18 protein-coding genes and 1 riboswitch are annotated in these 20,929 nt (G+C 64.3%); all 18 genes read left to right on the forward strand.

Annotated elements, in window-relative coordinates; translation table 11 throughout:
• Positions 1-130: 130 nt before the first annotated feature.
• The 18 genes from EEB11_RS11910 to EEB11_RS11995 all read left to right on the forward strand — a co-directional run bounded on the left by EEB11_RS11910 (position 131) and on the right by EEB11_RS11995 (position 20,867).
• Positions 131-955: an alpha/beta fold hydrolase gene (locus tag EEB11_RS11910; RefSeq protein WP_135431607.1), complete on the forward strand. Its 825-nt coding sequence runs from the start codon at positions 131-133 to the stop codon at positions 953-955.
• Complete coding sequence (locus EEB11_RS11915) at positions 952-1,908, forward strand: threonine ammonia-lyase (protein WP_135431609.1); 957 nt, start codon at positions 952-954, stop codon at positions 1,906-1,908. The genes EEB11_RS11910 and EEB11_RS11915 overlap by 4 nt, the downstream gene beginning before the upstream one ends.
• A 3-nt stretch (positions 1,909-1,911) precedes the next feature.
• Positions 1,912-2,697, forward strand: coding sequence for a 3-oxoadipate enol-lactonase (gene pcaD, locus EEB11_RS11920; protein ID WP_135431611.1), 786 nt, complete (start codon positions 1,912-1,914; stop codon positions 2,695-2,697).
• The gene (locus EEB11_RS11925) at positions 2,690-3,415 is read left to right on the forward strand and encodes an alpha/beta fold hydrolase (RefSeq protein ID WP_135431613.1); all 726 of its coding nucleotides are present in this window, start codon (positions 2,690-2,692) and stop codon (positions 3,413-3,415) included. Before pcaD ends, EEB11_RS11925 begins: the two co-directional genes overlap by 8 nt.
• On the forward strand, positions 3,412-4,653 hold the full coding sequence (locus EEB11_RS11930) for a TCR/Tet family MFS transporter (protein ID WP_135431615.1): 1,242 nt from the start codon (positions 3,412-3,414) through the stop codon (positions 4,651-4,653). The genes EEB11_RS11925 and EEB11_RS11930 overlap by 4 nt, the downstream gene beginning before the upstream one ends.
• A gap of 123 nt (positions 4,654-4,776) precedes the next feature.
• Complete coding sequence (locus EEB11_RS11935; protein ID WP_135431617.1) at positions 4,777-6,024, forward strand: mandelate racemase/muconate lactonizing enzyme family protein; 1,248 nt, start codon at positions 4,777-4,779, stop codon at positions 6,022-6,024.
• A gap of 141 nt (positions 6,025-6,165) precedes the next feature.
• Positions 6,166-9,930, forward strand: coding sequence for a methionine synthase (metH, locus tag EEB11_RS11940; protein ID WP_135431619.1), 3,765 nt, complete (start codon positions 6,166-6,168; stop codon positions 9,928-9,930).
• A 49-nt stretch (positions 9,931-9,979) separates the two neighbouring features.
• Positions 9,980-10,174: riboswitch (cobalamin riboswitch) on the forward strand.
• A 100-nt stretch (positions 10,175-10,274) separates the two neighbouring features.
• Positions 10,275-10,496 (forward strand): glutaredoxin-like protein NrdH, encoded by a 222-nt coding sequence (gene nrdH / locus EEB11_RS11945; protein ID WP_135431621.1) that lies wholly within the window; start codon positions 10,275-10,277, stop codon positions 10,494-10,496.
• 4 nt (positions 10,497-10,500) lie between these two features.
• On the forward strand, positions 10,501-10,929 hold the full coding sequence (nrdI, locus tag EEB11_RS11950) for a class Ib ribonucleoside-diphosphate reductase assembly flavoprotein NrdI (protein ID WP_135431623.1): 429 nt from the start codon (positions 10,501-10,503) through the stop codon (positions 10,927-10,929).
• Positions 10,911-13,052 carry a class 1b ribonucleoside-diphosphate reductase subunit alpha gene (gene nrdE, locus EEB11_RS11955; RefSeq protein ID WP_135431625.1) on the forward strand — a complete coding sequence of 714 codons (2,142 nt, stop codon included), beginning with the start codon at positions 10,911-10,913 and terminating at the stop codon, positions 13,050-13,052. The genes nrdI and nrdE overlap by 19 nt, the downstream gene beginning before the upstream one ends.
• A 13-nt stretch (positions 13,053-13,065) precedes the next feature.
• On the forward strand, positions 13,066-14,040 hold the full coding sequence (gene nrdF / locus EEB11_RS11960) for a class 1b ribonucleoside-diphosphate reductase subunit beta (protein ID WP_435531107.1): 975 nt from the start codon (positions 13,066-13,068) through the stop codon (positions 14,038-14,040).
• A 79-nt stretch (positions 14,041-14,119) separates the two neighbouring features.
• Positions 14,120-15,163, forward strand: a complete 1,044-nt coding sequence (pyrC, locus tag EEB11_RS11965; protein ID WP_135431627.1) for a dihydroorotase — start codon at positions 14,120-14,122, stop codon at positions 15,161-15,163.
• Positions 15,164-15,187: 24 nt separating this feature from the next.
• Positions 15,188-15,865: an orotate phosphoribosyltransferase gene (locus tag EEB11_RS11970; protein WP_135431629.1), complete on the forward strand. Its 678-nt coding sequence runs from the start codon at positions 15,188-15,190 to the stop codon at positions 15,863-15,865.
• A gap of 302 nt (positions 15,866-16,167) precedes the next feature.
• Positions 16,168-17,673, forward strand: a complete 1,506-nt coding sequence (locus tag EEB11_RS11975) for a replicative DNA helicase (protein ID WP_135431631.1) — start codon at positions 16,168-16,170, stop codon at positions 17,671-17,673.
• A gap of 208 nt (positions 17,674-17,881) precedes the next feature.
• Positions 17,882-18,931: an alanine racemase gene (gene alr, locus EEB11_RS11980; protein WP_135431633.1), complete on the forward strand. Its 1,050-nt coding sequence runs from the start codon at positions 17,882-17,884 to the stop codon at positions 18,929-18,931.
• Positions 18,928-19,713 (forward strand): MlaE family ABC transporter permease, encoded by a 786-nt coding sequence (locus tag EEB11_RS11985; protein ID WP_210134417.1) that lies wholly within the window; start codon positions 18,928-18,930, stop codon positions 19,711-19,713. The genes alr and EEB11_RS11985 overlap by 4 nt, the downstream gene beginning before the upstream one ends.
• The gene (locus tag EEB11_RS11990) at positions 19,710-20,456 is read left to right on the forward strand and encodes an ABC transporter ATP-binding protein (protein ID WP_135431635.1); all 747 of its coding nucleotides are present in this window, start codon (positions 19,710-19,712) and stop codon (positions 20,454-20,456) included. The genes EEB11_RS11985 and EEB11_RS11990 overlap by 4 nt, the downstream gene beginning before the upstream one ends.
• Complete coding sequence (locus EEB11_RS11995; RefSeq protein WP_135431637.1) at positions 20,457-20,867, forward strand: hypothetical protein; 411 nt, start codon at positions 20,457-20,459, stop codon at positions 20,865-20,867.
• Positions 20,868-20,929: the final 62 nt, after the last annotated feature.

The following is a 20,929-nucleotide window of genomic DNA, read 5'->3' on the forward strand; positions in this document are numbered from 1 at the left end:
AGTATTTGGGAAAGGTGCAATGAAGGGCGTGGGGGGGTGCGCGGTGGATGGGAACTTGCAGGCAAGGCGCGCTTGGGCTTTATCTGCTGCGGGGGATTTGCCTGCCCCGATGGACCCAAGGAGCCTGCCCATGACCGCGTTTTTCACTGCACCGGATGGCGCGCGTCTGGCCTATGATGACCGGGGCGAGGGCATGCCGGTGCTTTGCCTGCCCGGGTTGACCCGGACCATGGGGGATTTCGACTACATGCTGCCGCACCTGCCGCCCTGCAGGGTGATCCGGATGGATTACCGGGGGCGCGGGGAAAGCGCCTGGACCGGGGTGGGCACCTATACCGTGCCGGTGGAGGCGACTGATGCACTGGCGTTGCTCGACCATCTGGGGGTAAATCGGGCGGCGGTCATCGGCACCTCACGCGGCGGGCTGATCGGGATGATGCTGGCGGCGGTGGCCCGACCGCGTGTGGCGGGACTGTTGCTCAACGATGTGGGGCCAGAGATTCACCAGCCGGGGCTTGCGCGGATTTTCGACTATGTCGGGCGCAATCCGGCACCGCGGACCCATGCGGCGCTGGCAGCAGCCTTGCCCGGCGTGATGCCGGGATTTGCGGCTGTGCCAGCCAGCCGCTGGCTGGAAGAGGCAAAGCTGCATTACGTTGAGACGCCAGATGGCCTGCGCATCACCTATGACCCTGCATTGCGCGACGCGTTTCTGGCGGCGTTTCAGGGGCCAGCGGTGGACTTGTGGCCGCTGTTCGACGCCTGCGCCGGATTGCCGCTGGCACTGATCCGGGGGGCGAATTCTGACTTGCTGTCGATGGAAACGGCGGCAGAAATGCGCCGTCGCCGCCCTGACATGATCTTTGCCGAAGTGCCGGACCGCGCGCATATTCCGTTTCTGGATGAACCCGAGGCGGTGGCGGTGATCCACGATTTTCTGGGAGCCTGCGCATGAATTTTGCGATGATCGAGGCGGCGGCGGCACGGTTGGCAGGGCATGCGCGGTTGACGCCCCTGCTGAACGCGCCGTTGCTCGATGCTGCTTTTGGCAAGCGGATTTTTGTTAAGGCGGAGTGCCTGCAGGTGACCGGCTCGTTCAAATTCCGCGGCGCATGGTCGGCGGTGTCGGCGCTGCCTGCGGCGACGCGCGGTGTGCTGGCCTATTCCTCGGGCAACCACGGGCAGGGCGTGGCCTTGGCCGCAGCAAAGCATGGACTGACGGCGGTGGTGGTGATGCCATCCGATGCCCCAGAGGTGAAGGTTGCCAATACAAAGGCTTACGGGGCAGAGGTGGTGCTCTATGACCGCGCGACCGAGGACCGCGATGCTATAGGCGCCGCGCTGTGTGCCGAACGCGGTCTGGTGCTGATCAAGCCGTTTGACAATGAACAGGTGATTGCGGGGCAAGGCACGGTAGGGCTGGAGATTGCAGATCAGGCCCGCGCTGTGGGCATTGACGCCGCCGATGTGCTGGTCTGCTGTGGCGGGGGCGGGCTTTCGGCGGGGATCGCGCTGGCGCTGGAGGCGCAGGCTCCGGGCCTGCGGCTGCGCACGGTGGAACCGGTCGGGTTTGACGACATGGCCCGGTCGCTGGTGGCGGGGTCGCGCCTGCGCAACGCAAGCACATCCGGCTCGGTCTGCGATGCGATCCTGACGCCCAGCCCGGGAGAGCTGACATTCCCGGTGTTGCAGCGCTTGGCCGGGCCGGGGATCGCCGTAACCGATGATCAGGCGTTGCAGGCGATGGCCCTTGCCTTCACCCATCTGCGCATCGTGCTCGAACCCGGCGGGGCTGTGGCACTGGCGGCGGCGCTGGTTGCGGACACGGAGGGTCCGGTGATCTGCGTGGCCAGCGGCGGCAATGCTGATCCTTCGCTGTTCCGCGACGCGCTGGCGCGGTTCGGCTGAGCCATGGCGCTGGTGTTCTTTCCCGACCTGCGGCTGAACATGGAGCTTTCCGGGCCGGAAAGTGCGGCCCCGGTCGTGCTGCTGCACGGGCTTGGCACCCATCTGCGGCTTTGGGATGGCGTCGTGGCGCGGCTGCCCCGGCATCGCATCCTGCGGCTGGACATGCGCGGGCATGGTTTGTCGGATGTGCCGCAGGGCCCCTATGCCATGGGTGCGCTGATCCATGATGTTGAACGGGTGATGGCGCAGGTGGGCCTGCGCGACGCGGTGGTGGTCGGCCATTCGGTCGGCGGGATGATCGCGCAGGGGCTGGCGGTCAAGCGGCTGGATCTGGTACGCGGCATGGTGCTGTGCAACACCGCCGCGCGGATCGGGATTGCCTCACAATGGCAGGCGCGGATTGATGCGGTGCGCGCAGGCGGGATGGAGGGTATCGCCGATGCCACCATGGCGCGCTGGTCAGGCCGGAACTGGCGAGATCTGCCCGACCTTGCGCAGCGTCGTGCCATGCTGCTGGCCACCCCGCCCGAAGGCTGGATGGGCGTGGCGGCGGCGATTGCGGGCACCGATTTCTACACGCCGACTGCGGGGCTGACCCTGCCGACCCTTGCCATTGCCGGGATCAGTGACGGTGCCACCCCGCCCGATCTGGTCAAGGAAACCGCCGATCTGATCCTTGGCAGCCGGTTCCAGCTGATTCGTGGCGCGGGTCATCTGCCGATGCTGGACCAGCCTGACAGCTATGCCACCGCCCTGAGCGCGTTTCTGGAGAGTATCGGCCATGTCTGACTTCCTGCTGATCCACGGTTCCTGCCACGGGGCGTGGTGCTGGCACCGGGTGATCCCGGCGCTTGCGGCACTTGGCCATAACGCCCGCGCCATCGACCTGCCCGGCCATGGCCGCGACCACACGCCCGCAAGCGCGGTAACGCTGGACGCCTATGCGCAGGCGATCTGCGCCGCGTTGACCGGCCCGACGATTGTGGTCGGCCATTCCATGGCCGGTTACCCGATCACCGCAGCCGCCGAAGCCGACCCGACCCATATTGCCGCGCTGGTCTACCTCTGCGCCTATGCGCCCGTGTCGGGGATGACGCTGGGCGACATGCGCCGCGCAGGCCCGCGCCAGCCGCTGGCCCCGGCGATCCGCATCGACAAAGCCGCTGGCACCTTCAGCTTCGACCCCGCCCAGACCGATGCGCTGTTCTACCACGATTGCGACGCGCAGGCGCAGGCACTGGCCAGCCTGTGCCTGACGCCGCAACCTATTGCGCCGCAGGAAACCGCGCTCACCCTAACCCCGCGCAGCCAGTCCCTGCCCCGCCACTACATCCGCTGCACGGATGACCGCGCCATCCCACCCGAGTATCAGGCGGTGATGGAGCTGTCGGTGCCGCAGGCGCAGCGCACAACTCTGGCCGCCTCGCATTCGCCGTTCTTCGCCTGCCCCGAGGCGCTGGCCCAGCGCCTGCACCAGATCGCCCTGTCCACCGGGGCCACCCCGTGACCCCCGCCCCAAGGCTCGCGCTCACCTTCATCCTCGCCACGGTGACGCTCGATGCCATCGGGATCGGGTTGATCTTTCCGGTGATGCCCGACCTGATCCGCGCGGTCACCGGGCAGGATCTTGCCCACGCAGCGCTCTGGGGCGGGGTGCTGGCCACATCTTACGCGGTGATGCAGTTCCTGTTCGGGCCGATCCTGGGCTCGCTGTCCGACCGGTTCGGCCGCCGCCCGGTGCTGCTGGTCTCGCTTCTGATCATGGGCATCGACTATCTTGTGATGGCGGTGGCCCCCACGATCTGGCTGCTGCTGATCGCGCGGCTGGTGGCGGGGATCACGGCGGCCACCTATTCGACCGCCACCGCCTATATCGCCGACATCACCCCGCCGGATCAGCGCGGCGCGCGCTTTGGGCTGATCGGCGCGGGCTTTGGTGTGGGCTTCGTGCTGGGGCCGCTGATCGGCGGGCTATTGGCGGGGGTGGATACCCGCGCGCCGTTCTATGCCGCAGCAGGGCTTGCCTTCGCCAACCTGATCTTCGGCCTGCTGGTCCTGCCCGAAACCGTGACCGACGCCACCCGCCGCCCGTTCTCCTTGCGCCGCGCCAACCCGCTGGGCGCGCTGCGCGCCGTCAGCCGCCTGCCCGGCCTGCGCCTGACCCTTGCGTGCTTCCTGATCCTCGGCATCTCAATGAATGTCTACCCGGCGATCTGGGCCTATTACGGCCAGGCCCGCTTTGGCTGGAGCACGCAGATGGTCGGCGTGTCGCTGGCTGTCTACGGTATCAGCTATGCCTTGGGTCAGGCCCTGCTGGTCGGCCCGATGATCCGCCGCTTTGGCGAGCACCGGGCCGCGCATTACGGCATGTGGGTCGATGTGGTCACGCTGACCGGCCTCGGCCTCGTCACCTCGCCCGTCATCGCCCTGATGATCACGCCCGTGACCGCCCTTGGCGGCGCCGTCACCCCGGCGTTGCAGGCCATCGCCAGCCGCGCCGCCCCTGCGGACGCGCAAGGCGAGGTGCAGGGCGTGCTGGCCAGCCTGAATGCCATCGCCATGATCACCTCACCTTTGATCATGACCGCCACCTTCAGCGCCTTCACCGCACCCGGTGCTCCGGTCTTCGCCCCCGGTGCCCCCTTCCTGCTGGCCGCCACCTTGATGCTGGCCTGCATCGCGCTGCACGTCCTCGGCCCGCGCCTGCGCCGCCCGCAGCCGCCAGATCGCCCGTTTGCGGCATAACATGTCGCAAACGCCTTTGCCCTGCCCCAGTCCTGCCCGTACCCTTCATCTGTTCACAAATATCCCACGGGGGGTCCGGGGGGTGTGAAACCCCCCGGCGCTTGCCGCAAAAGGATCGCTTGCATGAAACTCGCTGACCTTGAAATCTTCGTCGTGGCCCCACCCTTCCCGGGCTGGGGTGGGCGCTACTGGATCTTTCCGAAACTCACCACCGCCTGCGGCATCACAGGCTACGGCGAGTGCTACGCCTCCACCGTCGGCCCCAAGGCGATGATCGCGGTGATCGAGGATGTGTTCGCCCGCCACATGGAAGGCTCCTCCCCCGAAGACATCGAACTGATGTTTCGCCGCGCCTATTCCTCAGGCTTCACGCAGCGCCCCGACCCCACGGTGATGGGCGCGTTTTCGGGGCTGGAGATTGCCTGCTGGGATATCCTCGGCAAAGCCCGCAACCGCCCGGTCTGGGCGCTTCTGGGGGGAAGGATAAACCAGCGCATCCGCAGCTATACCTATCTTTACCCTGAACCGGGCAATGAAAACCCCGACTTCTGGGTCGACCCCGACGCCGCCGCAGGGGCTGCCGTGCGATTCATCGAGATGGGGTTCACAGCCGTCAAATTCGACCCCGCCGGACCCTATACTCTGCGCGGCGGGCATCAGCCCGCAATGTCCGACATCTCGCGTTCCGTTGCCTTCTGCCGCGCGATCCGGCAAGCGGTGGGCGACCGGGTGGACCTGTTATTCGGCACCCACGGCCAGTTCACCACGGCGGGCGCGATCCGGCTGGGGCGTGAACTGGAGCCGTACAATCCGCTCTGGTACGAAGAACCAATCCCGCCAGACAACCTGCTGGAATTTGCCGAAGTGGCGCGCGCTGTGCGCATCCCGCTCGCCACCGGCGAACGGCTGACCACCAAGGCCGAATTCGGTGCCCTGCTGCGCCACGGCGGGGTGAAGATCCTGCAACCCGCATTGGGGCGTGTGGGCGGCATCTGGGAGGCCAAGAAGATCTCCGCCATAGCCGAGGTCTTCAACGCCGAAATGGCCCCGCATCTTTATGCCGGGCCGGTCGAATGGGCGGCGAATGTGCATCTGGCGGCCTCCATTCCCAACCTGCTGATGGCCGAAACGATTGAAACCGGCGGGGCCTTTCATCAAAAGCTGATCCGCAATTCCATCACTTGGGAAAACGGTTACATTCTGCCGCCCGAGGCCCCCGGTCTGGGGATCGACTTTGATGAGGATGTCGCCCGCGCCCACCCCTACACCGGCACCGGCCTGCATCTGCAGATGCAGGAAGCGCCGTGCGACTATACCAACGGCAACCGGTTTGAAGGGGGGGCACCGTCGACCCTGCCGCACAAGACCTGAGCGGATCGGTAGGCGCACGGGCAGGAATATGAACGCGGTGCATAATCTTCCAACGGAATATGAATTGGCGTCACGCAGCAGCGCGGCATAAAGTGTCGGATGGCATCCCTGACGTGCCCTTTGCCATTCGATCGGAACGCCATGCCCACCGCCACGCCCGTCAGATCCCCCGTCTTCGACCAGATCACCGCCCTGTCGCGGGACAAGATCCTGATCCTTGACGGCGCGATGGGCACGCAAATTCAGGGCCTTGGCTTTGCCGAGGCCGAGTTCACGGCGCATGGTGCGGGCTGCGCCTGCCACCCGCCGATGTTCGGGGAAAAACCCCATCCGCAACAGGGCAACAACGACCTGCTGATCCTGACGCAAGCACAGGCGATCGAGGATATCCATTACGCCTATGCCATGGCCGGAGCGGATATCGTCGAGACCAACACCTTTTCCTCCACCTCCATCGCGCAGGCGGATTATGGGCTGGAGCATCTGGTTTACGACCTGAACTTCCACGGCGCGCGACTGGTGCGGCAAGCGCTGAACCGCGCCACGGCGACCGATGGCCGCACGCGCTTTGTCGCGGGTGCCCTTGGCCCCACCAACCGCACCGCGTCGATGAGCCCGGATGTGAACAACCCCGGCTACCGCGCTGTTACCTTTGACCAATTGCGGATGGCCTATGCCGAGCAATTGCGCGGGCTGATCGATGGCGGGGCCGATCTGATCCTGATCGAGACGATCTTTGACACGCTGAACGCCAAGGCCGCGATCTTTGCCTGTGAAGAGGCGTTTGCGCAGCGCGGGGTGCGCCTGCCGGTGATGATCTCGGGCACCATCACCGACCGGTCGGGCCGCACGCTTTCGGGCCAGACGCCAAGCGCTTTCTGGCATTCGGTGCGCCATGCATCCCCCCTGACCATCGGGCTGAACTGCGCGCTGGGGGCCGCAGAGATGCGCGCGCATCTGGCGGAACTCTCATCCGCCGCCGACACGCTGATCTGCGCCTATCCCAATGCCGGGCTGCCCAATGAATTCGGCCAATACGACGAATCGCCCGAGTTCATGGCGGCCCAGATCGAAGAATTTGCCCGCGACGGCCTTCTCAACATCGTCGGCGGCTGCTGCGGATCAACGCCCGAGCATATCCGCGCCATTGCCCAAGCCGTGGCCAAATATCCACCCCGCGCCATCCCTGAACAGCCGCCCCTGATGCGCCTGTCGGGGCTGGAGCCGTTCACGCTTACCCGCGACATCGCCTTCGTGAACGTGGGCGAACGCACCAATGTCACCGGGTCCGCCAAGTTCCGCAAGCTGATCACCAACCGCGATTATACTGCCGCACTGGATATTGCGCGGGATCAGGTGGAGAACGGCGCGCAGATCATCGACGTGAACATGGATGAAGGGCTGATCGACTCGCGTCAGGCGATGATCGACTTCCTGAACCTGATCGCGGCGGAACCCGACATCGCCCGCGTGCCGGTGATGATCGACTCCTCGAAATGGGAGGTGATCGAGGCCGGGTTGCAATGCGTGCAGGGCAAACCCATCGTGAACTCGATCAGCATGAAAGAGGGCGAGGCGGCCTTTCTGCATCAGGCCCGCCTGTGCCGCGCATATGGGGCCGCCGTGGTGGTGATGGCCTTTGACGAACAGGGTCAGGCCGATACCGAAGACCGCAAGGTCGAGATCTGCACCCGCGCCTATGCCTTGCTGACCGGCATCGGCTTTCCGCCCGAAGACATCATCTTCGACCCCAACGTGTTCGCCGTGGCAACCGGGATCGAGGAGCACAACAATTACGGCGTCGATTTCATCAATGCCACCCGGCGGATCATCACCGATCTGCCGCATGTCCATGTCTCGGGCGGCGTGTCGAACCTGTCGTTCAGCTTTCGCGGCAACGACCCGGTGCGCGAGGCGATGCATGCCGTGTTCCTCTACCACGCCATTCAGGCGGGGATGGACATGGGTATCGTCAACGCAGGGCAGTTGGCGGTCTATGACAGCATCGACCCCGATCTGCGCGCCGCTTGCGAAGATGTGGTGCTGAACCGCACGCCGGAAGCCACCGAGCAGATGCTAGAGATTGCCGAACGCTTCAAATCTACCGGCGCGCGCGAGGCCAAGGAACGCGATCTGAAATGGCGCGACTGGTCGGTGGAAAAGCGGCTGGAACATGCGCTGGTCAACGGCATCACCGAATTCATCGACGCCGATACCGAAGAGGCGCGGTTGGCAGCCGCCCGCCCGCTGCATGTGATCGAAGGCCCGCTGATGGCGGGGATGAATGTGGTGGGCGACCTGTTTGGCGCGGGCAAGATGTTCCTGCCGCAGGTGGTGAAATCCGCCCGCGTGATGAAGCAGGCCGTGGCCGTGCTGCTGCCCTATATGGAGGAAGAAAAGCGCCTGAACGGCGGCACCGGGCGCGAAAGTGCTGGCAAGGTGCTGATGGCCACGGTGAAAGGTGATGTGCATGACATCGGCAAGAACATCGTGGGCGTCGTGCTGGCGTGCAACAATTACGACATCATTGACCTTGGCGTGATGGTGCCTGCGGCCAAGATCCTGCAGGTCGCGCGCGAGGAAAAGGTCGACATCATCGGCCTGTCCGGCCTGATCACGCCATCCCTTGACGAAATGGTGCATGTGGCGAGCGAGATGGAGCGGGAGGGGTTCGATATCCCGCTGCTGATCGGCGGGGCGACCACATCCCGCGTGCATACGGCGGTCAAAATCCACCCGAAATACGCGCGCGGCCAGACCGTCTATGTCACCGATGCCAGCCGGGCGGTGGGGGTGGTGTCGGCCTTGCTGTCGCCCGATCAGACCGTGTCTTACGTGGAAACCCTGCGCGCGGAATATGAAAAGGTGGCCGAAAGCCATGCGCGGGCGGAACTGGCCAAGAAGCGCCTGCCGCTGGCCGCCGCCCGTGCCAATGCTTTGAGGCTGGACTGGAACGGCTATCATGTGCCCGCGCCATCTTTCCTCGGCACCAAGGTCTTTGAGGACTGGGATCTGGCCGACCTTGCGCGCTACATCGACTGGACACCGTTCTTCCAGACATGGGAGTTGAAGGGCGTGTACCCCAAGATCCTTGACGATCCGGCGCAGGGCACCGCTGCCCGGGCGCTGTTTGCCGATGCGCAAACCATGCTGGCGCAGATCATCGCGGAAAAATGGTTCCGCCCCCGCGCCGTGGTGGGCTTCTGGCCCGCCAATGCGGTGGGCGATGACATGCGGCTGTTCACCGACGAGTCGCGCAGCACCGATCTTGCCACCCTGCACACCCTGCGCCAGCAGGTCACCAAGCGCGACGACCGCCCCAATGTGGCGCTGTCCGATTTCGTGGCCCCCATGGGCACGCCCGACTATGTTGGTGGCTTCGTGGTGACCGCAGGCATCGAGGAGATTACCATCGCCGAACGCTTTGAACGCGCCAATGACGACTTCAACGCGATTCTGGTCAAGGCCCTTGCCGACCGCTTTGCCGAGGCCTTTGCCGAGCGGATGCATGAGATGGTCCGGCGCGAGCTTTGGGGCTATGCACCGGACGAATCTCTCGCCCCTGCCGAGCTGATCGGCGAGCCCTATCGCGGCATCCGCCCGGCCCCAGGCTATCCGGCGCAGCCTGACCATACTGAGAAAACCACGCTGTTCCACCTGCTGGATGCCGAAGCCGCCACCGGCGTCCGGCTGACCGAAAGCATGGCGATGTGGCCCGGGTCTTCCGTGTCCGGCCTTTATATCGGCCATCCGCAGGCCTATTATTTCGGCGTGGCAAAGGTGGAACAGGATCAGGTTCTGGACTATGCTGCCCGTAAGCAGATGCCGGTGGACCAGGTGGAACGCTGGCTGGGGCCAATCCTCAACTATGTTCCCCAAGCCACACCCGCGCTGGCGGCGGAATAGAATAGCTGTCAACCATAAACAAGATATTGACAGCCCAGCACCCCTAGCCCCTATATGCAGATGTTCAGGTGTCCCCGACTCGGCAACGAGAAAGGGATGAAAAGGGAAGCCGGTCCATGCCGGCGCTGCCCCCGCAACTGTAGGCGGCAAGCCTGCCCCAGATGTCACTGGCCCTCATGGCCGGGAAGGCGGGGCAAAGGGCCGGGCCGTAAGCCAGGAGACCTGCCTGAACAGGAACAGACACACGGGCGGTGGGCCCGGTGGCGTGCACCTCGCAGGGCCTTTGGGTCAAGCTTTGGTGTCGCCCCTGCCCCCGCCTCAAACAGGCAAAAAAGGGACAGGCAATGACCATCACCGTCTATTCAAAACCGGCTTGCGTGCAATGCGTGGCAACTTACCGGGCGCTCGACAATCTGGGCGTCGATTACACCATCATCGACCTGTCGCAGGATGCCGACGCGCTGGAGCGCGTGTCGGCCCTTGGCTACCGTCAGGTGCCGGTGGTGATGGCGGGCGGCGATCATTGGGCGGGCTTCCGCCCCGACAAGATCAGCGCACTCTGCTGAACCCATGGCGGCGCGACCCGCAGAATTGGTCTATTATTCCTCCGGCTCGGGCAACACCGCGCGGATGATCGACCGGCTGGGCCTGCCCGCCCTGCGCATCCCCACCAGCCCGTCTGACCCGATGCCTGCGCCTGATGCACCCTTCGTCCTGATCTGCCCGACCTATTCGGACGGCACGGGGCGGGGCGCGGTGCCAAAGCAGGTCATCCGCTTTCTGAACAATCCTTCCGCGCGCACCCATCTGCGCGGGGTGATCGGTGCGGGCAACCGCAACTTCGGCACTTATTTTGGCCATGCCGGCCCCGTCATTGCCGCCAAATGCGGCGTCCCTTGCCTTTACCGGTTCGAACTGGCCGGAACCGACACCGAAATTGCCCAGATCAGGTCCGGGCTTGCCACATTCTGGAGAGACCAATGCTTGACCGCGTCCTGACCGCCGCCCCCGCCACACTTGATTACCACGCGCTGAACGCGACGCTGAACCTGTATGACGCAAATGGCCGCATCCAGTTTGACGCCGACAAGATGGCGGCGCGCCAGTATTTCCTGCAGCATGTGAACCAGAACACCGTGTTCTTTCACAGCCTTGAGGAAAAGCTGGGCTACCTTGTCACTGAGGGCTATTACGAGGCCCCGGTGCTCGATGCCTATCCGGCCGCCTTCCTGCGTCAGATTTTCGACGCGGCCTATGCGAAAAAGTTCCGCTTCCCCAGTTTCCTGGGCGCGCTGAAATACTACACCTCCTACACGCTCAAAACCCGCGACGGGCAGCGCTATCTCGAACGGTTCGAGGACCGGGTGGTGATGGTCGCCCTGACGCTGGCCAAGGGCGATCAGGCGCTGGCCATGCGCTTCATGGAGGAAATGATCGCTGGCCGCTTCCAGCCCGCCACGCCCACCTTCCTCAACGCCGGCAAGGCCCAGCGCGGCGAGTTGATTTCGTGCTTCCTCTTGCGGCTGGAAGACAACATGGAATCCATCGGGCGCAGCATCAATTCGGCGCTGCAACTGTCCAAGCGCGGCGGCGGTGTCGCGCTGATGCTGACCAACCTGCGCGAGGCGGGGGCGCCCATCAAGGGCATCGAGAACCAGTCGTCGGGCGTGATCCCGGTGATGAAACTGCTCGAAGACAGCTTCTCCTACGCCAATCAGCTTGGCGCACGGCAGGGTGCCGGCGCGGTGTACCTCAACGCCCACCACCCCGACATCCTGAAATTCCTCGACACCAAGCGCGAGAATGCCGACGAGAAGATCCGCATCAAGACGCTGTCCCTTGGCGTGGTGATCCCCGACATCACCTTTGATCTGGCCAAGGCGAACGAGGATATGTACCTGTTCTCGCCCCACGATGTGGAGCGCGTCTATGGCTGTGCGTTTTCGGAAATCTCGGTCACCGAGAAGTACCGCGAAATGGTCGACAACCCGCGCATCAAGAAGCGCAAGATCAAGGCGCGCGATTTCTTCCAGATCCTGGCGGAAATCCAGTTCGAATCCGGCTATCCCTATATCGTGTTTGAAGACACCGTGAACCGCGCCAACCCGATTGCCGGGCGGATCAGCATGTCGAACCTGTGTTCCGAAATCCTGCAGGTAAACGAGGCCAGCACCTTCCATGAAGACCTGTCCTATGACCACCTGGGCACCGACATTTCGTGCAACCTCGGGTCGTTGAACATCGCCACCACGATGGATGGCGGCGATATCTGCACAACGGTCGAAGTCGCGATCCGTGCGCTGACCGCGGTGTCCGACATGTCGGCCATCGACGCGGTGCCCTCGGTGCGGCGCGGCAATGACGAAGGCCATGCCATCGGTCTGGGCCAGATGAACCTGCACGGCTATCTCGCCCGCGAGCGTATCCATTACGGGTCGGAAGAAGGTATCGACTTCACCAACATCTATTTCTGCACCGTGCTGTTCCACGCGCTGCGGGCGTCGAACCTGATCGCGCGCGAACGGGGGGCCAGCTTCAAGGGGTTCGAGAACTCGACCTATGCCTCGGGCACCTTCTTCGACAAATACACCTCTGCCGACTGGCTGCCCGCAACGGATCGCGTCCGCGCCCTGTTTGACGCAGCCGGCATCACCATTCCTACCCGCGCCGACTGGGCAGCGCTCAAGGCCGATGTGATGGAACACGGGCTTTACAACCGCAACCTGCAGGCAGTGCCGCCCACCGGATCGATCAGCTATATCAACAACTCCACCTCCTCGATCCACCCGATCGCATCGAAGATCGAGATTCGCAAAGAGGGCAAGCTGGGCCGCGTCTATTACCCCGCACCCTTCATGACCAACGAAAACCTCGAATTCTATCAGGACGCCTATGAAATCGGCCCCGACAAGATCATCGACACCTATGCCGCAGCGACCCAGCACGTTGACCAAGGTCTGTCGCTGACCCTGTTCTTCCGCGACACCGCCACCACGCGCGACATCAACCGTGCGCAGATTGCCGCGTGGAAAAAGGGCATCAAGACCATCTATTACATCCGCCTGCGCCAGATGGCCCTTGAAGGGACAGAAGTGCAGGGCTGCGTCTCATGCAGCTTGTGAAAGGACCAAAACCATGAACATGCAAACCACCCTGCGCGCCACCCCCCGCGCCGTAAATTGGAACCGCCTGCAGGACGACAAGGATCTAGAGATCTGGAACCGCCTGACGTCGAACTTCTGGCTGCCGGAAAAGGTGCCGCTGTCGAATGACATCCAAAGCTGGGCGACGCTCCGCCCGATGGAACAGCAACTGACGATCCGGGTGTTCACCGGCCTCACGCTGCTCGACACCATCCAGAACACAGTCGGCGCCCCCGCCCTGATGCAGGACGCCGCCACCCCGCATGAAGAGGCGGTGCTGACCAACATCGCCTTCATGGAAGCGGTGCATGCACGGTCCTATTCGTCGATCTTCTCGACGCTGTGCTCGACGGCGGAAGTGGACGAGGCGTTCCGCTGGTCGGAAGACAACCCGCATCTGGCGGCCAAGTCGCGGCTGATCCTGGACGAATACGCCGCCGGGGCCAACCCGCTCAAACGCAAGGTGGCGTCGGTATTCCTGGAAAGCTTCCTGTTCTATTCGGGCTTCTACCTGCCGATGTACTGGTCCAGCCGCGCCAAGCTGACCAACACCGCCGACCTGATCCGCCTGATCATCCGGGACGAGGCCGTGCACGGCTATTACATCGGCTACAAGTTCCAGCGCGCGCTGGAACGCGTTTCCCAAGCCGAACGGGATGAGGCCAAGGATTTCGCCTTCTCGCTGATGTTCGACCTTTATGCCATCGAGGAACGCTACACGGCGGAGCTTTATGACGAGGTGGGCCTGACCGAGGATGTGAAGACGTTCCTGCATTACAACGCCAACAAGGCGCTGATGAACCTCGGGTTCGAGCCACTGTTCCCCGAACAGACCGCACAGGTGAACCCCGCCATCCTCGCCGCCCTGTCGCCTGACAGCGAAAACCACGATTTCTTCTCGGGATCGGGCTCCAGCTATGTGATCGGCAAGGCCGTGGCGACCACGGATGACGACTGGGATTTCTGATCCTGCTCTCGCAGAGGGCGGCTGCCGCACCGGCAACTGCCCTCTGGAAACCATGCTGCCTTTGCGGTAACCGGACAGCATGACCCAGACCCTGACGCTCATACGCCCCGATGACTGGCACCTGCACCTGCGCGATGGCGCGATGCTGCAAGGGGTGCTGCCCGAATCTGCGCGCCACTTCGCCCGCGCCATCATCATGCCCAACCTCGTGCCCCCGGTCGTCACCGGCGCACAGGCGAGCGCCTACCGCGACCGCATCCTTGCGGCCCTGCCCGAAGGCGCTGCCTTCCAGCCGCTGATGACGCTGTATCTAACCGAGAGCACCGACGCAGGCGATGTCGCCGCCGCCCATGCCTCGGGTCTGGTAAAGGCGGTGAAGCTCTATCCCGCCGGGGCCACCACCAATTCCCACGGTGGCGTGCATAATATCGACAAGGTCATGCCGGTGCTGGAAAAAATGGCGCAGATCGGCTTGCCGCTTTGTGTGCATGGCGAGGTGACAACGCATGACGTTGACATCTTCGACCGCGAAGCCGTGTTCATCGACACCGTGCTCGACCCGCTGCGCCGCCGCCTGCCAGATTTGCGCGTGGTGATGGAACACATCACCACCGAGGAAGGCGTGGCCTATGCGCGCGAGGGCGGCCCCAATCTGGGTGCCACCATCACCACCCATCACCTGATCCTGAACCGCAACCACCTGCTGGTCGGCGGCATCCGCCCACACTACTACTGCCTGCCGGTGGCCAAGCGTGAAAAGCACCGCCTCGCCCTGCGCGCCGCCGCTACCTCCGGACTTGGTCGCTTCTTCCTCGGCACCGATTCCGCCCCGCATGTCGATGCCGCAAAAGAAACCGGCTGCGGCTGCGCGGGCTGCTTTACGGCCACCAATACCATGCCGCTCCTCGCCCATGTGTTCGAGGAAGAGGGCGCGCTGGACCGGCTGGAGGCCTTCACCAGCCGCAATGGCCCCGCCTTCTACGGCCTGCCGGTGAACGACACATCCCTGCGCCTAGCGCGCCACGATGCCCCCCAAACCTGGCCCGAGAAGATATATACCGAGGCCGGCCCCGTCACCGTGTTCAACCCCGGCTTCCCCGTCCACTGGGCCGTGGAAGCCTGACGTGCCATAGCAAGGACTGCCGCCATGATTCCCACCAGCTTCCCCCCGCGCGACGAAATCGCCCGCCTGACCGCCCGCGCCCTGCTGGAGATCAAGGCGGTGCATTTCAACACCGACACGCCTTTCACGCTGGCCTCAGGCCTGCCGTCCCCCACCTATATCGACTGTCGCAAGCTGATCTCTTATCCGCGCATCCGGTCGATGCTGATGGATTTCATGGCCGTCACCGTGATGCGCGCCGCAGGCTTCGAGGCGTTTGACAACATCGCCGGGGGCGAGACCGCCGGCATTCCCTTCGCCGCACTGGTCGCGGAACGCTTGGCGCTCCCAATGACCTATGTGCGCAAGAAACCCAAAGGCTATGGCCGCAACGCCCGGATCGAAGGCGTCATGTCTGAGGGCCAGCGCGTGCTGCTGGTTGAAGATCTGACCACCGATGGTGGATCGAAACTGTCGTTCGTCGATGCCATCCGCGACACCGGGGCCACCTGTGCCCACACCGCGGTGATCTTCTACTACGGCATTTTTGACGGCACCGAGGAGCGTCTGGCCGAGCATGGGGTGGCCCTGCACCATCTGTGCACCTGGTGGGATGTGCTGGCTGAGGCCCGCGATCAGGGCACCTTCGACACCAACAACCTGACCGAGGTGGAGGCGTTCCTGAAAGCCCCCCGCGCCTGGCAGGACGCCCGCAAGACCTGAGGCGCGCCCCACCGGTTGTGCACGCCTCATCTCCGGCGGGTTTTTGCCGAAGCGGAAACCCGCTGTGGATAACCCCGTGCACAAACGGGGGATGATTTGCGCACAACCTGGCGTCCGAATCGTGGCCCGGTGACAGCGCCCCCGGAGTCATGCTACATAGCGTGGCAACAGCGCTTGCCCCCACCACCTGTTGCGGACACTCGTGGCGGCAGACGGGGTTGTCCACACTCTTATCCCGGCTTGCCCCCACACCACCGGGCAGGCTACACCGCAGGCTTCATCCGGGGGGCACGAGGCAACACATGAACGAAGTCGCCAAGATCAGAACCGATCTTTCCCCCGCCGCCCCCGACATCACCACCGACACCCTGCCGCATAATACCGAAGCCGAACAACAGCTTCTGGGTGCCATCCTGACCAACAACGATGTTTACGACCGCATCGCCAGCACCGTGAAGGCCGAGCATTTCTACGATCCTGTCCACCAGCGCATCTTCGAGAAATCTGCCGCCCGCATCCAGAAGAACGCACTGGCCAGCCCGGTTACACTAAAGCCGTTCTTCGAGGATGATGACGGGCTGAAAGAACTTGGCGGGCCCGCCTACCTTGTGCGTCTGGCCGGGGCAGCCATCAGCGCCTATGCGGCGCGCGACTACGCGCAAATGATCTATGATCTTGCCGTGCGCCGCGAACTCATCGCTTTGGGCAAAGACATTTCCGCTAAGGCTGCCAAGGTCGACATGGCGTCGGAACCGCGCGAACAGATCGTCGAGGCCGAACAGCGGCTGTACAAGCTGGGCGAACAGGGCGTGGCCGAACGCGGGTTCCAGTCTTTCCTCAAGGCCGTCACCGATGCGGTGAACGTGGCCAACGCCGCCTATCAGCGCGGCGGCGGCCTGGCGGGCATTTCCACCGGCCTCACCGATCTGGACAAGAAATTGGGCGGCCTGCACGAATCCGACCTTCTGATCCTCGCCGGCCGCCCGTCGATGGGCAAGACCTCGCTCGCCACCAACATCGCCTTCAACATCGCCAAGGCCTACAAGCGCGGCCGCAAACCCGATGGCCATGAAGGTGCTGTCGAAGGCGGCGTGGTCGGCTTCTTCAGCCTGGAAATGAGCGCCGAACAGCTTGCCGCCCGGATTCTGTCCGAGGCCTCCGAAGTGCCATCTGAGCAGATCCGCCGCGGAGACATGCGCGAAGACGAATTCCGCCGCTTCGTCGAGGCCGCCAAGCAGCTGGAATCCTGCCCGCTTTATATCGACGACACCCCGGCCCTGCCGATCAGCCAGGTCGCCGCCCGCGCGCGGCGCCTCAAGCGCACCCATGGGCTGGATGTGCTGATGATCGACTACCTGCAACTGCTGAAAGGCTCGGCCAAAAGCTCCGAAGGCAATCGGGTGCAGGAAGTTTCGGAAATCACCCAAGGGCTCAAGGCCATCGCCAAGGAGCTCAACATCCCCGTCATCGCCCTGTCGCAGCTGTCGCGCCAGGTCGAGAGCCGCGAAGACAAACGCCCGCAACTGTCAGACCTGCGCGAATCCGGCTCGATCGAACAGGATGCCGATGTGGTGATGTTCGTCTACCGCGACGAATATTATAAAGAGCGCGAAAAGCCCGGCGACCACGAGCTTGAAAAGATGGCCGCCTGGCAGCAAATCATGGAACAGGTCCATGGCAAGGCCGAGGTCATCATCGGCAAACAACGCCACGGCCCGATCGGCTCGGTCGACCTCAGTTTTGAAGGCCGCTTCACCCGCTTTGGCAACCTTGCCAAACCCTGGCAGGGCGACGGCCCCGGTTACTGATCCCCGGACCAGCCCCCTGTCTCTCAGGGTTGCACCTTTCCCAAATACTCCCGCCGGAGGCTCCCGCCCTCCCCGCCCGCACCCCGTATCAGACCCGCCCCGCGGCAGCAGCGGGCGCGGGGGGCTCGATGCCCCCCAAGCCCGCCGCCTTTCCGCCGGAACCGCCTTTTCCGCTTGACCGTAACCCCTGATCCGACAACAAACCCCCATGACAACAGCGACACTCTCCATCGACCTTGACGCCATCGCCGCCAACTGGCGCGCGCTGGACCGTGCCTCTTCCTCTGGCGTGCAGACCGCTGCCGTGGTCAAGGCCGACGCTTACGGCCTTGGCATCACCCGTGTGGCCCGCGCATTGGCGCAGGCCGGGGCGCGGCGGTTTTTCGTTGCCGTCTCGGAAGAAGGTGCCGCCCTGCGTCAGGCGCTTGGCCCCGGGCCGCAGATCTGCGTGATGTCGGGCCATATGGCCGGCGACACCGAAATGGTGCACGACCTTGATCTTTGCCCGATGCTCAACAGCATTGATCAGGTCACCCGGCATCTGGAATCGCTGCCCGGCCTGCCCTTCGGCGTTCAGCTGGATACCGGCATGAACCGCCTCGGCATGGAAGAGGCGGAGTGGGAGGCGGTGGCCCCCTACCTGCTCGAAGCCGGGCCAGAGCTGATCATGTCGCATCTGGCCTGCGCAGATGAGCCGGATCATGCGCTCAACGACCTGCAGCTCTCCACCTTCCACGCCATGACCGATGGCACCGGCGTGCCGCGCTCGCTCGCGGCCACGGGGGGCATTCTGCTCGGCCCGAAATACCATTTCGACCTCACCCGCCCCGGCATCGGCCTTTACGGCGGGCGCCCCTATGAAGGGGCAAGCCGCGTCGTCACCCTGTCCTTGCCGGTGATCCAGACCCGTATCGTTCAGCCCGGCGAGTCGGTGGGCTATGCCTGCGGGTGGGTTGCCGATGCCCCCGCCATGATCGCCACCGTCTCGGGCGGCTATGCCGACGGGCTGCTGCGCGCGCTGTCGAACAACGCCGTGCTCTGGGATGGCGACACGCCCTGCCCGCTGGTGGGCCGCGTTTCGATGGACCTGATCACGGTCGACATCAGCCATCTGTCCTATGTGCCACGCAGCCTCGACATCCTCGGCCCGCACCAGACGGTCGATGATCTGGCTGACATCGCCGGCACCATCGGCTATGAGATCCTGACCTCGCTCGGCCCCCGCTACACCCGCCGCTATCAGGAGGGCGGGGCGTGAACCCAGCCACCGGACTGCTGCGCGGTATCGGTCGGCCCAGTCTCGCTGCCCTTGCCGCCATCGGCCGCGTGGCGCTGTTTGCCGCCAGCATCCTTGGCCACCTGCTGCGACCGCCGGTCTACTGGCGCGAACTCGGTACCCAGATGCTGCAGATCGGCTGGTTCAGCCTGCCTGTCGTCGGCCTGACCGCTCTGTTCACCGGCGGAGCGCTGGCCCTGCAGATCTATTCCGGCGGCGCGCGGTTCAATGCGGAAAGCGTTGTGCCCTCCATCGTCGCCATCGGCATGGTGCGCGAGCTTGGGCCCGTGCTTGGCGGCCTGATGGTCGCGGCCCGCGTCGCCTCGTCCGTCGCGGCGGAACTTGGCACCATGAAGGTGACCGAGCAGATCGACGCCCTGACCACCCTATCGACCAACCCGATGAAATACCTTGTGGTGCCGCGCGTGCTGGCCGCCACGCTGACAGTGCCGGTGCTGGTTGGCGTCGGCGATGCCATCGGTATCATGGGCGGCTGGCTGGTCGGCGTGACGCGGCTGGATTTCACCTCCGTCACCTATCTGAAAAACACCGTCGACTTTCTCGAGCCGTGGGATATCGGTTCCAGCCTCGTCAAAGGTGCGGTGTTCGGCTTCATCATCGCGCTGATGGGCTGCTATCATGGCATGACCTCGGGTCGCGGCGCGCAAGGCGTGGGCCGCGCCACCAAGGCGGCAGTGGTCGCCGCAAGCGTGTTGATCCTCGCCGCCAATTACCTGCTGACAGAGATGTTCTTCACCTCATGATCACCCTGTCCGGCGTCACAAAGTCCTTTACAACCAACCACGTGCTGCGCGGCGTTGACCTGACGCTTGCGTCGGGCAAAAGCATGGTCATCATCGGCGGGTCGGGCACCGGCAAATCGGTGCTCTTGAAATGCATCCTTGGGCTGGTGCCCCATGACAGCGGCAGCATCACGCTTGACGGGCAGGATGTGCGCCGCGCGGAACGCGACGCTTTCCTTGCCCGCTTTGGCATGTTGTTTCAGGGCGGTGCGTTGTTCGACAGCTTGCGCGTCTGGGAAAACGTCGCCTTCCGCCTGATGCGCGGTGCCACCCGCCGCCCCAAGGATGAGGCCCGCGCCATCGCCCTTGAGAAACTGCGCCGCGTTGGCCTTGGTCCGCAAGTGGCCGACCTTTACCCCGGCGAGTTGTCGGGCGGCATGCAGAAACGCGTGGGCCTTGCCCGTGCCATCGCCGCCGAGCCTGAAATCATCTTCTTTGACGAACCCACCACCGGGCTTGACCCGATCATGGCCGGGGTGATCAATGATCTGATCCGCGAAATCGTGGTGGAAATGGGGGCAACGGCGATGACCATCACGCATGACATGTCTTCGGTCCGCGCCATCGCTGATGATGTTGCAATGCTGCATGATGGCCGCATCAAATGGACCGGCCCCGTGTCGGAAATGGACGCATGCACAGACCCTTACGTGCAACAGTTCATCCATGGCCGCGCCACCGGCCCGATCAACGCCATCCGCTAGATGGGCACCGTGTTTCAGGCGGATCTCTCCTTTCTGTTTGATCAGCCCTCGGTCTGGCGCAGCCTCGTCCAGACCCTGATCACCATCACCCCGCTGGCCATCGCCCTGTCTGCCTACACCACCTGGCGCATCGGTGACCGCCGGGGGCTGGTGCTGATGGGCGGCGTGGCGCTCTATTTGGTCTGGATGCTGTGGCCCGCACCGCTTGCGCCCGCGCTGGTGCTGCCGGGGCGGGTGGTGTCAGTCATCGGCTGGTTCTGGCTGGTGTCGTCCTGGGGGCGGCAGGCGAAATGGCACGAACCGCTGCTGCTGATCACCAACAGCATCGTGGTGACCATGCTGATCACCCTGACGCTGACCACCGGCGTGGCCGTTTTGCGCGATCTGCTGGGCTATGACCTGCCGCTATGACCCGGGCAACGCGCGCGGGCCCCAGCCTATCCAGCACAACCGCACTTGACCCGGCAGGACCA

It is taken from the genome of Pseudotabrizicola sediminis, assembly GCF_004745575.1.
Taxonomy (GTDB): Bacteria; Pseudomonadota; Alphaproteobacteria; order Rhodobacterales; family Rhodobacteraceae; genus Pseudotabrizicola; species Pseudotabrizicola sediminis.

Bases quoted from the DNA above. Each gene is read 5' to 3' on its own strand.
- EEB11_RS11910 (WP_135431607.1), top strand. From the start codon at position 131: ATGACCGCGTTTTTCACTGCACCGGATGGCGCGCGTCTGGCCTATGAT.
- EEB11_RS11915 (WP_135431609.1), top strand. From the start codon at position 952: ATGAATTTTGCGATGATCGAGGCGGCGGCGGCACGGTTGGCAGGGCAT.
- pcaD (WP_135431611.1), top strand. From the start codon at position 1,912: ATGGCGCTGGTGTTCTTTCCCGACCTGCGGCTGAACATGGAGCTTTCC.
- EEB11_RS11925 (WP_135431613.1), top strand. From the start codon at position 2,690: ATGTCTGACTTCCTGCTGATCCACGGTTCCTGCCACGGGGCGTGGTGC.
- EEB11_RS11935 (WP_135431617.1), top strand. From the start codon at position 4,777: ATGAAACTCGCTGACCTTGAAATCTTCGTCGTGGCCCCACCCTTCCCG.
- metH (WP_135431619.1), top strand. From the start codon at position 6,166: ATGCCCACCGCCACGCCCGTCAGATCCCCCGTCTTCGACCAGATCACC.
- nrdH (WP_135431621.1), top strand. From the start codon at position 10,275: ATGACCATCACCGTCTATTCAAAACCGGCTTGCGTGCAATGCGTGGCA.
- nrdI (WP_135431623.1), top strand. From the start codon at position 10,501: ATGGCGGCGCGACCCGCAGAATTGGTCTATTATTCCTCCGGCTCGGGC.
- nrdE (WP_135431625.1), top strand. From the start codon at position 10,911: ATGCTTGACCGCGTCCTGACCGCCGCCCCCGCCACACTTGATTACCAC.
- nrdF (WP_435531107.1), top strand. From the start codon at position 13,066: ATGAACATGCAAACCACCCTGCGCGCCACCCCCCGCGCCGTAAATTGG.
- pyrC (WP_135431627.1), top strand. From the start codon at position 14,120: ATGACCCAGACCCTGACGCTCATACGCCCCGATGACTGGCACCTGCAC.
- EEB11_RS11970 (WP_135431629.1), top strand. From the start codon at position 15,188: ATGATTCCCACCAGCTTCCCCCCGCGCGACGAAATCGCCCGCCTGACC.
- EEB11_RS11975 (WP_135431631.1), top strand. From the start codon at position 16,168: ATGAACGAAGTCGCCAAGATCAGAACCGATCTTTCCCCCGCCGCCCCC.
- alr (WP_135431633.1), top strand. From the start codon at position 17,882: ATGACAACAGCGACACTCTCCATCGACCTTGACGCCATCGCCGCCAAC.
- EEB11_RS11990 (WP_135431635.1), top strand. From the start codon at position 19,710: ATGATCACCCTGTCCGGCGTCACAAAGTCCTTTACAACCAACCACGTG.
- EEB11_RS11995 (WP_135431637.1), top strand. From the start codon at position 20,457: ATGGGCACCGTGTTTCAGGCGGATCTCTCCTTTCTGTTTGATCAGCCC.